Source organism: Phenylobacterium sp. LjRoot225, assembly GCF_964252855.1.
Lineage (GTDB): Bacteria > Pseudomonadota > Alphaproteobacteria > Caulobacterales > Caulobacteraceae > Phenylobacterium.
On record NZ_CAXUPL020000003.1, the window covers coordinates 564,193 to 577,208 of the forward strand.

Consider the following 13,016-nt stretch of genomic DNA (forward strand, 5'->3'; position numbering starts at 1 on the left):
CGACGAGGCGGCTCCCTGCGAGCGCGGCAGTTGCGCGACTCACCTGCCCGTCAAGGTTAGGTTGCGTCGCGCGTCGGTACAACGCGCGACGCCGGTTCAGTGGTGGGACTTCCCGCCGCGGCTCCTGGCCCGGCGAGAGGCCATGTTGAGCCCCTCGACGAGGCCGGAGAATGCCATGGCCGCGTAAATATAGCCTTTAGGAACATGGATACCGAAGGCGTCGGCGATCAGGGTCGCGCCGATCATCAGCAGGAAGCCCAGGGCCAGCATCACCACGCTGGGGTTGTTGTTGATGAAGTCCGCCAGCGGATTGGCGGCCACCAGCATCAGGCCCACCGCCACGACGACGGCGACGACCATGATCGGCAGGTGATCGGTCATGCCGACGGCCGTCAGGATGGAGTCGATCGAGAAGACGATGTCGAGGGCCAGGATCTGGACGATCGCGGCGCCGAAGCTGATCGCCCCGGGCCCGCGCTTGTCGAGAAACTCGTCGCCCTGGTGCGGATCGACGCTGTGGCTGATCTCGGTGGTCGCCTTCCAGACGAGGAACAGGCCGCCGGCGAACAGGATCAGGTCGCGCCAGGAGAAGGCGACGTCGATCATCGGATGGCCGTCCTCGCCCAGCGGGGCGGTGAAGGGCAGGGTGATGACCGGCTCGGTCAGGCCGACGATGAAGGCGAGCGTCGAGAGCAGGGCCAGGCGCAGTCCCAGCGCCAGCGAGATGCCGATCAACCGCGCCTTGCGACGGTTGGCTTCCGGCAGCTTGTTCGAGAGGATCGAAACGAACACCAGGTTGTCGATCCCCAGCACCACCTCCATCACGATCAGGGTGAGGAGGGCGGCCCAGGCCGCCGGGCTGGCCGCGAGCGCGGCGATATTGTCCATTCGGGTTGTGCCTCCTGCAGCGCTTTTAACCGAACGGACGCCGCAGGCGAGCAAAAGGTCACCAGACGGCCTTATCCACAGGCGCCTGCGCCAGTCGCGGTTTTGTGAAGCGCTGTTGCGCCGGCGCCACCATCATTTGCGTCAAATGTCCGAGCTCTTGTTTCGAATCATTTCGCACTTGCGTGATCTGGTGTTGGTGCGGGGCGATCGCGTTATTTCGTGTATAGAGGCGATCCGAATTCAACAACGTTGCGTATGCGTGGTTGAATCTTAGGCGGACGCGGGCATGATCCGTGCGCCAGGGACGCATAGAATCTTCGAACACCTTTCGGAGATGTCGGAAATAGGTGAGGTAACGTCGATGTGAAGGCGGCTGATCGCACGGGCGCGCCGACGCGAGGGCGTAAACGCTCTTTTCACTCGTTGGGGGTTAGGGTTATCCCTTGGACGTAGCGTCGGGGAGGGCCCCAGAACATGCGGAAACGGACGAGAACCCTGCTGGGTTCCTTAGCCGTCGCGGCTGTGGTCAGCTTGACGCCGACCGCCGGTGCGATCGCCGACACCTATTGGCAGTGTGTTCCCTTCGCGCGCCTGATCTCCGGCATTCAGATCTTCGGCGACGCCCGCACCTGGTGGAACCAGGCGATCGGCAAGTATGAGACCGGCTTCACGCCGCGCGCCGGCGCCGTCCTGTGCTTCAAGCCGACCCAACGCATGAAGCTTGGCCACGTGGCCGTGGTCAGCCAGGTGCTGACCGACCGCATCGTCCAGATCACCCACGCCAACTGGTCGCCGATCGAAGGCTCCCGCGGCAAGATCGAGAAGGACGTCACGCTCGTCGACGTCTCGCCGGGCGGCGACTGGAGCCAGGTGAAGGTCTGGTACGACCCCAGCCGTGACCTGGGCGGCTCGACCTATCCGACCTACGGCTTCATCTATCCCGACGCCCAGGCGCGCCGTGTCGCCAACTCGGGTCTGAATACGGCCGAAAACACCGCGCTGGCCATGGCCCAGACCGCCGCCAACCAGATGGCCACCGCCGTGCGGCCCGGGGCCGGACCGCTGCACATGTTGAGCCAGGTGGTCGACTCCACCGACCAGATCGGCGCCCTGATCGCCGCGGCCACCCGCGGCGACTCCAAGCCCGCTCAGTAGGCCTCCGCGGTCGCTGTGGGACGGGGCGAGAGCCTCGAACCCTGACATGGCGCGGCCTGAGGTCGCTCACCCGCCGAGCTCGGCGGCGCAATCCAAGATTGCAGATCGGCAAGAAAATCGCGCGGCGGACACGGTTCCTTAAGCGCGTTCGGGCAGGCTCGGATCAACAAGGCCGCCCCCATGACGAGCACGCTTCCGCAACATCATACGCCCCTCGACGCGCAGTCCCTGCGTGAAGCCGTCGAGGCGCATCAGCGCTATCTCACGGGCCGGGCCGGCGGCCGGCGCATGTCTCTCACCTACGCGGACCTGTCGAACTGCGACCTCCACGGCGTCGACCTGCGCGAGGCCGATCTCGCCGGGGCCTGCTTCTCCGGGGCGAACCTGTCGGACGCCAACCTGTCGCGGTCCATCCTGTTCGGGGCCGACCTGCGCGAGGCGGACATGCGCCGCATCAACCTCAAGCGTGCGGATCTGCGCGGGGCCTGCCTGCGCGGCGCGAATCTCGCCCATGCGGAGATGGCCGGCTGCGATCTGCGCGAGGGCCGCATCGCCCTGCAGGACAAGCTCGACGGCTTCCGCGTCCTGCGCCACGAGCATCGGCCGGGCGAACTCAACTACGCCATTCTCGCCGGCGCCAACCTCGCCGGCGCCCATCTCAGCGGGACCATGGCGACGGCCAGCGACTTCACCGACGCGGTGCTGGCGGGGGCCCATCTGGCCGGGGCGCGGCTGATGCGCGCCGTGCTCGACGGCGCGGATCTTTCCGGGGCGGATCTGGGCGGGGCCGACCTGACGGGCGCCTCGATGAAGCGCGCGGTTCTCTCCGGGGTGAATCTCGAACACACCCGCCTGGACGAGGCGGACATGTCCAATGTGCTGCGCGGGCCGCCGCCGCTGGTCTATATCGACGACCGCCCGCTGACCGACGTCCTGGCCGAATATGAGGCCTACTGCTCGTCCGAGGGCCAGCAGGGCGCGGTGATGAACCTGTCCGAGATCGACTTCCGGCCCCTGCGAACGCTGCAGGGCCGGCGCCTGACCGCGCTGATCGCGCCGCGTTCGATCTTCTTCGGCCTGGACCTGCGCAAGGTGCAGCTGCAGGGCGCGGACCTCTCCGGCGGCGACTTCCGCGGGGCGGACCTGCGCGAGGCGGACCTGCGCGGCGCCAAGCTGGCGGACGCCCAGCTCGCCCGCGCTGACCTGCGCGGCGCCCAGCTCGGACCGCTGATGATTGCTCCGGGCCGCTACGTGCGCACCGACTTCACCCGCGCCACCTTCCGCGGCGCCGACCTGCGCGGCGCCAGCGCGCCGCGCGCCCGTTTCCTCGAGTGCGACCTCGAACACGCCCGTCTCGAAGGCTGCAACCTGCAGCAGGCCGAGATGGAGGTCTGAGCAACCTATACCGCCGTCATCGTCCGGCTTGTTCGCATGGGCGCTGACCTAGGGACCCGCGGCTCCGCCCTTCCTCCCACCGTCATTCCCGGCCTTGTGCCGGGAACCCATGCGCACGGGAAACGGGGACCATCCCTGCGCCTTCGACGTTCATGGGTGGCCGGGATGGGGCCCGGCCATGACGGTGTAGGGGGATCAGAGGTTCTCGATCCTGCAGCCGATCTCGTCGCGCAGCCGGTCGGCGACGATCTCGCGGTGGCAGTGGTGGACGTCGGCCTCGTAGCAGAGCAGGGCGGCCTTGCGCTGGCCGGCGATCTCGGCGGCCCTGGCCAGCTCCAGCTGGGCGGCGGGCTCGCGCAGGTGATCCTCATAGATGGCGTGCATTTCGGCGATGCGGCCGGCCCGCGCCGCGTCCCGGCCCGGCTTGGGCGTGCCGAGCTGGCGCAGGTGGACGTAGTCGATCCCTTCGGCCTCCAGGCTGGCCGCCAGAACCCGCTTGGAGAAGCCAGCGCGGCGCGAGGCCGCCACCGCGCGGACATCGATCAGCACTTCGACGCCGGCGCGCTTCAGCTTGTCGATCACCTGGTCCTGGGTGGCGGCCTCGTAGCCGATGGTGGCCAGGGTCTTCATCGCGTCTCTCCGTTGCGCGAAGCGGCGGCTCAGATCGAAAGCCCCGCAATGGCGGCCTTGGCCCAAGGGACGAGCTCATCGTCGGTCAGGGCGACGGTCTTGCGGGTCTCCAGGTCGAAGACGGCGACGACGGCCTCGGCGGACGCCCACGGCCGGCCGCTGGCCGGGTCGAGGAACCAGTGGACCATGCGGCGCAGCCGCGGCTCCGCCCCGACCATGCCGGAGCGCAGCTCGTAACGGTCGCCCGCGCGCGGCCAGTCGAGGAAGACGAAGCGATATTCGAGCACCACCGCGCCCAGCCTCCGTTCGCCGCCAGTCCCCAGCCCGGTCAACAGATCGGACATCAGGTGGGCGACGGAATCCGAGATGCGGGCCATCACCAGTTCGGTCCGCATCCGGCCGAAGGGATCGCAGTCGACCGTCCGGAAGGCGCCCATGCCGATGCGTTTGACCCCGAGCTCAAGGGCGCGCGTCAGGCTGGCGGCGCTCTCGATCGGACCCAGGGCGACGCCGCGCGGCGCGGCCTTCTCGGGCATTTGGATCGCCAGCGCCTCGCCGCGCGCACGGACCCGGTCCGGCCAGGGGAAGGCGCGGCCCTCGCGGGAGGTGGCGTGCGCCACCAGCATCTGGAAGCTGGCCGCCAGTTCGCCGTCCTCGTGGCGCATCAGCAGCAGGACGCGGGCCTCCTCCTCGCCCATCTCCAGCACGCCCGCCTCGATGTGCAGCTGCGCGCCGACCTGGGCCTCGCGCAGGAAACGGATGTGCTGTTCGCGCACGACCAGGGTGGAGTGGGCGTGCGGCGCGAAGGCGTGGGGCATGCCGAGTTCGGCGGCCAGGCCGATCAGCCCCTCCATCGCCTTGGCGACATAGAAGCCGACGTTGAGGTGCCCCATGGAGTCGCACTCCCAGGTCGCCACGCTGCCACGCCACACTTCAATCGCTTCACCCAACGTCCGCTCCCCGTCTTTCAGATTGGCGGGGACCTTAGGGCCGGGCGTCGCGCAGGCCTAGGGGGGGAGGATCTGGGCGCCTCAGGGCTTGCCTTCCGCCGGGTCGCCTCCGGGCCCCAGGCGGCGTTCGGCGGCGGATTCCGGCAAGTCCGCGGCCGGCTCGAAGCTGCGGCGTTCGCCCAGGATCGCGTCGGTCTGGTTGACCTGGGGATAGCGTTCGGCCTGGGTCCGGTTCTCGTTCGCCACGCCCTTCGGCGGCTCGGGCATGCCTGTGCGTTCATTGGCCATGGTCAGCTCCTTCGCCACTTCGGCAAGGAAAGCGCCGGGCGGGCGCCGGCGTTCCGCATCCGGAGCGCGCGCGACGTCGTATGGTCGTTGTAGGATGCTCGATGCGACGTCCGGAGGCGTGAGATGAAGACCAGGCTGCTGGTTCGCCGCCACTCGGGCGTGACCCGCCTGACCCACTGGATCAATGTGCTGGCGCTCAGCCTGCTGCTAATGAGCGGGCTGCAGATCTTCAACGCTCATCCAGCCCTCTATTGGGGCGCCAAATCCACCTTCGACCGGCCGTGGCTGGCGATCGGCGCTGCGGAGCGCGGCGGCCGGCCGGTCGGCCTGACCCAGGTCGCCGGCAAGGTCTTCGAGACCACCGGAGTCCTCGGCTGGTCCGGCAAGCCCGGGGCGGGAGTGCGGCAGGCCTTCCCGGCCTGGGCCACGGTTCCCAGCTGGCGCGACCTGGCGAGCGGCCGGCGCTGGCACTTCTTCTTCGCCTGGCTCTTCGTGATCAACGGCCTGGTCTATCTGGCCTGGAGCCTGATCGGCGGCCACATCCGGCGCGATCTGTGGCCCACGCGGGCCCAGCTCCGACCGCGCCATATCCTGCACGAGATCGTCACCCACGCGCAGCTGAAGTTCCCCAAGGGCGAGGCGGCGCGCAGCTACAACGTCCTGCAGAAGCTGAGCTATCTGGCGGTCGCCCTGATGCTGCTGCCGTTGATGGTGGTGACCGGCCTGACCATGTCCCCCGGGTTCAACGCCGCCGCGCCCTGGCTGCTGGACCTGTTCGGCGGCCGCCAGTCGGCCCGCTCGATCCATTTTATCTGCGCCGCCCTGATCGTCCTCTTCGTCATCGTCCACCTGGTGATGGTGGTGGTCTCAGGCGTCTGGAACAACATCCGCTCGATGATCACCGGCCGCTACGCGATCGACGTCGAGGGCGAGGTCGAAGGAGAGTCCGCATGAGCCTCGCCCACCGCCGCGCCTGGCTGAAGGGCGCGGCCGCCAGCTTGGGCGCCTTCTGGCTCGCCGCCTGCGACCGGGTCAGCGGCAGCCCAAAGGGCCAGGCCGTGCTGGCGCGCGCCGAGGGACTGACCCGCCGCGCCCAGCGGCTCGTCATCGACCGCAAGGCGCTCGCCCGCGAGTTCAGCCCGGCGCTGATCTCGGCCAACTTCCGCGCCAACGGCTCGACCAATCCCAGCGATTCCGACTACGTCGCCCTGGTGGCGAACGGCTTCGCCGACTGGAAGCTGGTGATCGACGGCCTGGTCGAGCGGCCGCTGGCGCTCAGCCTGGCGGAGCTGCGGGCCGAGCCCGCCCGCACCCAGATCACCCGGCACGACTGCGTCGAGGGCTGGTCGGACATCGCCAAGTGGACCGGGGCGCGGCTGGGGCCGCTGCTCGACAAGGCGGGGCTGAAGCGGGAGGCGCGCTACATCGTCTTTCACTGCGCCGACAGCCTCGGCGGCCAGCACGCCGACGGCTCGGGCCGCTATTACGAGAGCGTCGACCTGATCGACGCCTACCATCCGCAGACCCTGCTGGCCTACGCCATGAACGACCAGGCGCTGCCGGTCGCCTACGGCGCGCCGGTGCGCCTGCGGGTCGAACGCCAGCTCGGCTACAAGCAGGCCAAGTACGTCATGCGCCTGGAGGCGGTCGCCGACTTCGCCCACATCAGGGGCGGCAAGGGCGGCTTCTGGGAGGACCGCGGCTACGAGTGGTACGCCGGCATCTGAGGGCGATCACCCCAGCCGGCCGACCTCGTTGTCGTATTCGGCGATCTCGGTCCGCTCGTAGAAGCCGCCGGTCTGGAAGGGGCTGGTCTCCAGGAAGGCCTTCGCCTGGCCGAAGCTATCCGTCTCGACCAGGGCCAGGTGGCCGATCAGCGCCTGCTCGGCGTCGCGCAAATATCCCGCGTTGACGATCCGCAGATTGGGCTGGGCCAGATGGGCGTTGAGCGCGGCTTCGAAGGCGGCGTCGCGGGGCGGGACCGGCTGTTTGAGAAGGCCGATGATGGCGAAGATCACGGGGGCTCTCCTGTTCCGCTGACGCGAACGCAACGCCTGGCGTGGCCGTTCAGACCCTCAGCCGGTGCGTCCACTCCATGAAGGCTTCGAGGTAACGGCGCAGATAGGCGCCGGTGGTCTCGTCGATCAGCCGCCCTTCGGGGTCGAACTTCTCGTGGGCGCGGAACACCAGCAGCTCCGGCTGCGGCATGCAGTAGGAGTTGGTGAACTCGAAGGCCTGGCGCAGCTGGCTCTGTCCGCGGGCGCTGCCGGTCATGCCCGGCGAGGCGCCGATGATGCCGACCGGCTTGTGGGCGAGCGGCGCCGATTGCGGCGGGCGCGACGCCCAGTCGACGGCGTTCTTCATCACGCCCGGGACGCCGTGATTGTACTCTGGCGTAGCCATCAGGACGCCGTCGGCGTCGCGGATCGCCTGCTTGAAGGCGACCACGCCGTCGGGATCGCCCTCGGCTTCGACGTCGCCGTTGTAGAGGGGGACCACGGAGAGATCGAAGATCTCGATGACCATGCCCTCGGGCGCCTGGTCCTGGGCGGCGCGCAACAGCGCGCGGTTGAAGGAGGCGCGGCGAAGGCTGCCCGCGAAGCCGAGAATCTTGAGCGCGCTCACTGGGCAAGCTCCTTTTCCGGCGCGGCGCGCGCCGGCGGCGCGACCGCGTGGGCCGCAAGGTCGACGCGGCTGAGATAGGCGTGCACCGCGGCCACCGCCTGGGCGCCCTCGCCGACGGCGGCGGCGACGCGCTTCACCGACCCCGCCCGGATATCGCCGATGGCGAACACCCCGGGCAGGCTGGTTTCAAGCTCATGGCCCGCCCCCGCCGTGTCGCCGGTGGCGATGAAGCCCTTGGCCTCCAGCTCGATCCCCGACCCCGCCAGCCAGTCGGTGTTGGGATCTGCGCCGATGAACAGGAAGATGTGGCGGATCGCCTCGCGGATCTCGGCGCCGGTGCGGACGTCGCGCAGGCGGATGGCCTCCAGGGCGCCGCCGTCGCCGTCCAGGCCGATGATCTCGGTGTGAGGCCGAAGTTCGATGTTCGGCGTCGCTGCGATCCGCTCGATCAGATAGCGCGACATGCTGGCCTCGAGCCCCGGACCGCGGATGATCAGGGCGACCTTGGCGACCTGGCTGGCGAGATAGACCGCCGCCTGGCCGGCCGAGTTCCCGCCCCCCACCAGGGCGACGTGCTGGCCCGCGCAGAGCCGGCCTTCCAGCGGCGAGGCCCAGTAGTGGACCGAGGCGGCCTCGTACTGGGAGAGGCTCTCCAGGCCGAGCCGCCGGTAGCGGGCGCCGGCGGCGATCACCACGGCGCGGGCGCGCGCCTGCTCGGCGTTGGCCAGGGCGATCGCATAGCCGCCGTCCGGATGCGCGGCGAGGCTGGCCGCCTCGTCGGGGATGGCGATCTCGGCCCCGAACTTGCGGGCCTGGTTGTGGGCGCGCGCCATCAGGGCGACGCCGCTGATCCCGGTCGGAAAGCCGAGGTAGTTCTCGATCCGCGCCGAGGCGCCGGCCTGGCCGCCGAACGCGCGACAGTCCAGCACCAGCACCGACAGGCCCTCCGAGGCGGCGTAGACCGCCGCCGCCAGGCCGGCGGGGCCGGCGCCGACGACCGCCAGGTCGTAGATCCGGTCCGGGTCGATCGGCGACACCAGGCCGAGGCACCGGGCGAGGTCGCCTTCGTTCGGATTGCGCAGCAGGGAGCCGTCCGGGCACAGCACGATCGGCAGGTCGGCCGCGGGAATCTCGAAGCGCGCCACCAGGGCCGCGGCCTCCGGATCGCGGCAGGTGACCAGCCGGCGCCGCGGATGGCCGTTGCGCATCAGGAAGCCTTCGATCCGGCGCGCCTCGGGATCGCCTTCGGGCGCCAGGATGATCGGCCCGCCGGTGCCCTGTTCCAGGAGGCCGACCCGGCGCAGGATCAGGGCGCGCATGATCCGCTCGCCGAGCTCGGCCTCGGAGACCAGGACGGCGCGCAACCGCTCCGGCGGAATCAGGATCGCCTCGACCGCGCCGACGGCGACCGCCTCGACCAGCGACGGCCGACCGGTCAGCTGGGCCAGTTCGCCCATGAAGCTGCCGGCATGGTGTCTGACGATCCGCCGAACCTGGCCGGCTTCGCGCGCCAGGATGTCGACCCCGCCCGACAGGATGACCGCCAGTCCGTGGTCGCTCTCGCCCATCTTCATGAGGTGCTCGTCGGCGGCGTAGCTCCGCAGCGCGCCGAAGGCGCCAAGCCGGTCGATCTCGGCAGGGTTCAGGATCGGGAAAGCCTGGTGGCCTCGCGTGTCGATGATGCTGGACGGCGCTGTCGCCATGAATTCCTCCGCGTCGGAGCCAGGCCGCCCTGGGGCGGACCAAGATGTCGGAGCGATGGGCTCAAGCCGGCGTCCGACGGCCCGCGAGCATGCACCCGCGCGACAGCCGCGTCGAACGCTCGCCGCGCAAATCAGGCCGGGATCGTCATCGGGAGCAGGTCGCGGGCAGGCGGGGCGCGCCGCGGGTCTCGCCGCTCAGCGCTTCTTGCCGAGTTCGGCGGCGATGTCCTTGGTCAACCGGCCGACCTTGCGGTGGGCTGCGGTGATCTGGTCGCGGGTCACGCCCCAGCGCTTCATCCAGTATTCCACGGCCTTGCGCTCGGAGAGGTCGAGCCGCTCCTTGTCGATGAATCCGCGCTTGTCTTTCAGGCCCGCCATGGATCCTCCCCGCTTCGGCGGGAGACTAGCGCTTCATCCAGGGCTTGGACACGCCGGTCGTCATGGCGGCGGCCTGCTCGCGCTGGAACTTGCCGCCGCGCGGCGGCTTCGGCTTGGCGTCGATCGCCGCCTTCTTCAGGCGCAGGGCGCGCTGGATCGGCGTCTCGTCGCCACTGTCTTTCGGGGCAGCGTCTTTCGGATCGTCGCTCATATGCAGGGGTCTAGCACGGGCCGCGGAATTCCGCCGCCTCGTTTGGCGGCGGCCGCTGCAGGCGTTAGGCGGACCGGCCCAGTTGCTCGTCGAGGAGGTCCAGCGTGTCCTCGTCCACCTCGTTGACGTCGCCGGGCATGGGCTCACAGGTCTCGCGGTAGGCGAGCCAGGCGACGTACATCGCGATCGTCGTGAGCGCGTTCCAGGCGCCTTCACTGGGCTCGCCGGCCGCCTCCGAGAGCCGTCGCAGCGTGCCGCGCTCCTCTTCACTGTAGACGAGGTCAGAGAAGCTGCGGCCGGTCAGGCGCTCGCCGCCGCCCCACGCCCGGATCGCGGCCAGGGCGGCCTTGGCCTCACGGGCGTCGGCCTCGGTCCGCTCGATCTGCGCGACGAGGGGCTGAGCGACGGCGGCCAGTCGCCGGGCCTGCTCACGCGGCGGAAGTCCGGTCAGTTCAGCACGCAGTCCCATGCTTCAGCGTCCTGCGCAGGCGATCCCTGCCGGGCGCATCGTCGCCGCGGGCCCGGCCGGCGACCACCTCCGACAGGCTCGGCGCCCCTGCTTATTTCCGGCGTCAGCATTTGACAGGCCGCCGCGCGCTCCGCTAATGCGCCTGCGAGTCATTCGCATTCTCAAGGTCTCCGCATGCTGTTCCGCGTCTCCAAGCTTTCGCTTCTGGCCTCCGCCGCCTTGGGCGCGGTCAGTGTTGCGCATGCCGAGGACGCCGCCGAAGGGCGGGCCAAGGTGGTTGACGAGGTGGTGGTCACCCGGCCGGCGCGGGAGGCGGTCGCCTCGGCGACGGGCCTGCCGCTCAGCGTTCGCGACACGCCCCAGGCGGTGACTGTGGTGGGAGCCCAGCATATCCGCGACTTCGCCCTGACCGACGTGAACGCGCTGCTGGCCCAGGTGCCGAACATCAATGTCGAGGAGGTCGAGACCGACCGCACCTATTACAACGCCCGCGGCTTCGACATCACCAACTTCCAGATGGACGGGATCGGCGTTCCGTTGGCCAGCGGCATCCAGTTCGGCGCGCTGGACACGGTGATGTTCGACCGAGTCGAGGTCATCCGCGGCGCCAACAGCATCATGACTGGTATCGGCAACCCCTCGGCGACGATCAACTACGTCCGCAAGCGGCCGACCGAAGGGTTCAAGGGCGAACTCTCGGCCGAGGTCGGGTCGTGGGACTTCAAGCGCCTTGAGGCCGACCTCTCCGGACCGCTGAATGCGGCGGGCTCCGTGCGCGGGCGCCTGATCCTGGCCGGCGAGGACGCCGACTCCTACCTGGATTATCGCAAGCAGAAGCGCGGCGTCTTCTATGGCGTGGTCGCCTGGGACGTAACGCCCGACCTGACCCTCACCGGGGGCTATTCGCGACAAGACAACCGAGCCAAGGGCGTGCTCTGGGGCGCCCTGCCGCTCGTCTATTCGGACGGACCGCCGATCGACTACCCGAGGTCGGCTTCGACCTCGGCGGACTGGACCTATTGGGACGTGCTTGACGAGACGTTTTTCGTCGAAGCCAGCTACGCCCTGCCGCACGACTGGACCGCCAAGGCCACGACGACCTACCGGAGCATCGAGAAGGACGCCAAGCTGCTCTACGCCTTCGGCAACCCCGACCCGGTGACCGGTCTGGGCGTCGGCGCCATGACCGGCCGCTATCCGAACAGCGCCCGGCAATATCTGTTCGACGTCACGGCTTCGGGGCCGTTCGAGCTCTTCGGCCGGACGCACCAGCTGGCGGTCGGCGCCAGCGCCTCACGTTCCACGAACAAGGAGTTCGAGGACTTCTACGGCGACTTTCCCGCCTATCCGGCAATCGGCCTCTGGGGACGCGAGCAGGTCGCCGAGCCGGTCTATCCCGGAGAATACCTGTCCGCGAAGAGCGCCGAGAAGCTCTACCGGGCCTATGCCTCGGCGCGGCTCGTCTTCACCGACCAGTTCAGCGCCGTGGTCGGCGCCACAGCCGTCAAACTGAAGACGACCGGCTTCTCCTATGCAACCGACCAGGCGCGAGAGGAGTCGAAGGTCAGTCCCTACGTCGGCCTGATCTACAACCTCACGCCCCAGGTCTCGCTCTATGCGAGCTACACGGACATCTTCAATCCGCAGTCCCAGACCGATGTGAACGATGAGAAGCTCACCGCCGCCCACGGCAAGAGCTTCGAGGCGGGGGTGAAAAGCGAGTTCTTCGACCGGCGGCTCTATCTGACCGCCGCCGTCTACAAGGCCGAACAGCTGGGCTTGGCGGAGGCCGCGGGGGTCAAGAACGGGAAGACCTTTTACGAGGGCCTCGACACCAAGGTGACGGGCTATGAGCTGGAGGCCGCGGGCCGGATCACCGACCAGTGGACCATCGCCGGCGGCTTCACCGACCTGGAGATCGATGGCCCGACCGATACGCCGATCCGCACCTACATTCCGCGGCGCACCCTAAAGGCCTCCACCACCTACACCTTCCCCGAGCTGCGCAACCTGAAGCTCGGCGGCGCCGTGCGCTGGCAGGACCACATCTCCACCGAAGACATCGTCACCGTGAAGCAGGGGGGCTACGCCGTGGTCGACCTGACGGCCTCGGTGGACGTCACCGAGAAGGTGCGCGCGACGCTGAACGTCAAGAACGTCGGCGATAAGAAGTACTTCCGAAGCTTGCAGTGGAACCAGGCCTACTACGGCGCGCCGCGCAACGTCTCCGTGCGGCTCGACTACGCCTTCTAGGGCTGGGGCGGGCCGGCAGTCGCTGGTCTCTCGAGCCTTCTTCTCTGGGCGCGCGCCGTCAGTCCTGACGC

General features: G+C 69.1%; 15 protein-coding genes. 5 read left to right on the plus strand and 10 right to left on the minus strand.

What is annotated here, in order from left to right:
- Positions 1 to 96: 96 nt before the first annotated feature.
- On the minus strand, positions 97 to 888 hold the full coding sequence (locus ACSQ2B_RS17875; RefSeq protein ID WP_436051903.1) for a TerC family protein: 792 nt from the start codon (positions 886 to 888) through the stop codon (positions 97 to 99).
- A gap of 474 nt (positions 889 to 1,362) precedes the next feature.
- On the opposite strand from ACSQ2B_RS17875, the gene ACSQ2B_RS17880 reads away from it, so the two are divergent.
- The gene (locus ACSQ2B_RS17880; RefSeq protein ID WP_436051905.1) at positions 1,363 to 2,043 is read left to right on the plus strand and encodes a CHAP domain-containing protein; all 681 of its coding nucleotides are present in this window, start codon (positions 1,363 to 1,365) and stop codon (positions 2,041 to 2,043) included.
- Positions 2,044 to 2,223: 180 nt separating this feature from the next.
- Positions 2,224 to 3,438: a pentapeptide repeat-containing protein gene (locus ACSQ2B_RS17885; RefSeq protein WP_436051907.1), complete on the plus strand. Its 1,215-nt coding sequence runs from the start codon at positions 2,224 to 2,226 to the stop codon at positions 3,436 to 3,438.
- Positions 3,439 to 3,633: 195 nt separating this feature from the next.
- Here the strand turns inward: ACSQ2B_RS17885 and ACSQ2B_RS17890 are convergent, their stop codons facing one another.
- From ACSQ2B_RS17890 to ACSQ2B_RS17900, 3 genes are all read right to left on the minus strand, one after another.
- The gene (locus tag ACSQ2B_RS17890; protein WP_436051909.1) at positions 3,634 to 4,068 is read right to left on the minus strand and encodes a DUF488 domain-containing protein; all 435 of its coding nucleotides are present in this window, start codon (positions 4,066 to 4,068) and stop codon (positions 3,634 to 3,636) included.
- Positions 4,069 to 4,097: 29 nt separating this feature from the next.
- A complete protein-coding gene (locus ACSQ2B_RS17895) occupies positions 4,098 to 5,018 on the minus strand; it encodes a thioesterase family protein (RefSeq protein WP_436051911.1) in 921 nt (306 codons plus the stop codon).
- Positions 5,019 to 5,099: 81 nt separating this feature from the next.
- Positions 5,100 to 5,306: a hypothetical protein gene (locus ACSQ2B_RS17900; protein WP_436051913.1), complete on the minus strand. Its 207-nt coding sequence runs from the start codon at positions 5,304 to 5,306 to the stop codon at positions 5,100 to 5,102.
- 123 nt (positions 5,307 to 5,429) lie between these two features.
- Between ACSQ2B_RS17900 and ACSQ2B_RS17905 the strand changes: the two genes are divergently transcribed.
- Positions 5,430 to 6,260, plus strand: coding sequence for a cytochrome b/b6 domain-containing protein (locus ACSQ2B_RS17905; protein ID WP_436051915.1), 831 nt, complete (start codon positions 5,430 to 5,432; stop codon positions 6,258 to 6,260).
- A complete protein-coding gene (locus ACSQ2B_RS17910; protein WP_436051916.1) occupies positions 6,257 to 7,033 on the plus strand; it encodes a molybdopterin-dependent oxidoreductase in 777 nt (258 codons plus the stop codon). The genes ACSQ2B_RS17905 and ACSQ2B_RS17910 overlap by 4 nt, the downstream gene beginning before the upstream one ends.
- A gap of 6 nt (positions 7,034 to 7,039) precedes the next feature.
- Here the strand turns inward: ACSQ2B_RS17910 and ACSQ2B_RS17915 are convergent, their stop codons facing one another.
- From ACSQ2B_RS17915 to ACSQ2B_RS17940, 6 genes are all read right to left on the minus strand, one after another.
- Positions 7,040 to 7,324 (minus strand): hypothetical protein, encoded by a 285-nt coding sequence (locus tag ACSQ2B_RS17915; protein WP_436051918.1) that lies wholly within the window; start codon positions 7,322 to 7,324, stop codon positions 7,040 to 7,042.
- A 49-nt stretch (positions 7,325 to 7,373) separates the two neighbouring features.
- Positions 7,374 to 7,931 carry an NADPH-dependent FMN reductase gene (locus tag ACSQ2B_RS17920; protein ID WP_436051920.1) on the minus strand — a complete coding sequence of 186 codons (558 nt, stop codon included), beginning with the start codon at positions 7,929 to 7,931 and terminating at the stop codon, positions 7,374 to 7,376.
- Entirely contained in the window at positions 7,928 to 9,634 is a 1,707-nt protein-coding gene (locus tag ACSQ2B_RS17925; RefSeq protein WP_436051922.1) for an FAD-dependent oxidoreductase, read from the minus strand. The genes ACSQ2B_RS17920 and ACSQ2B_RS17925 overlap by 4 nt, the downstream gene beginning before the upstream one ends.
- A gap of 195 nt (positions 9,635 to 9,829) precedes the next feature.
- A complete protein-coding gene (locus ACSQ2B_RS17930) occupies positions 9,830 to 10,012 on the minus strand; it encodes a DUF3606 domain-containing protein (RefSeq protein WP_436051923.1) in 183 nt (60 codons plus the stop codon).
- 25 nt (positions 10,013 to 10,037) lie between these two features.
- Positions 10,038 to 10,223 carry a hypothetical protein gene (locus tag ACSQ2B_RS17935; RefSeq protein WP_436051925.1) on the minus strand — a complete coding sequence of 62 codons (186 nt, stop codon included), beginning with the start codon at positions 10,221 to 10,223 and terminating at the stop codon, positions 10,038 to 10,040.
- A gap of 64 nt (positions 10,224 to 10,287) precedes the next feature.
- Positions 10,288 to 10,692 carry an Imm6 family immunity protein gene (locus ACSQ2B_RS17940; protein ID WP_436051927.1) on the minus strand — a complete coding sequence of 135 codons (405 nt, stop codon included), beginning with the start codon at positions 10,690 to 10,692 and terminating at the stop codon, positions 10,288 to 10,290.
- A gap of 174 nt (positions 10,693 to 10,866) precedes the next feature.
- Between ACSQ2B_RS17940 and ACSQ2B_RS17945 the strand changes: the two genes are divergently transcribed.
- The gene (locus ACSQ2B_RS17945) at positions 10,867 to 12,945 is read left to right on the plus strand and encodes a TonB-dependent siderophore receptor (RefSeq protein ID WP_436051929.1); all 2,079 of its coding nucleotides are present in this window, start codon (positions 10,867 to 10,869) and stop codon (positions 12,943 to 12,945) included.
- The last annotated feature ends 71 nt before the right edge of the window (positions 12,946 to 13,016 follow it).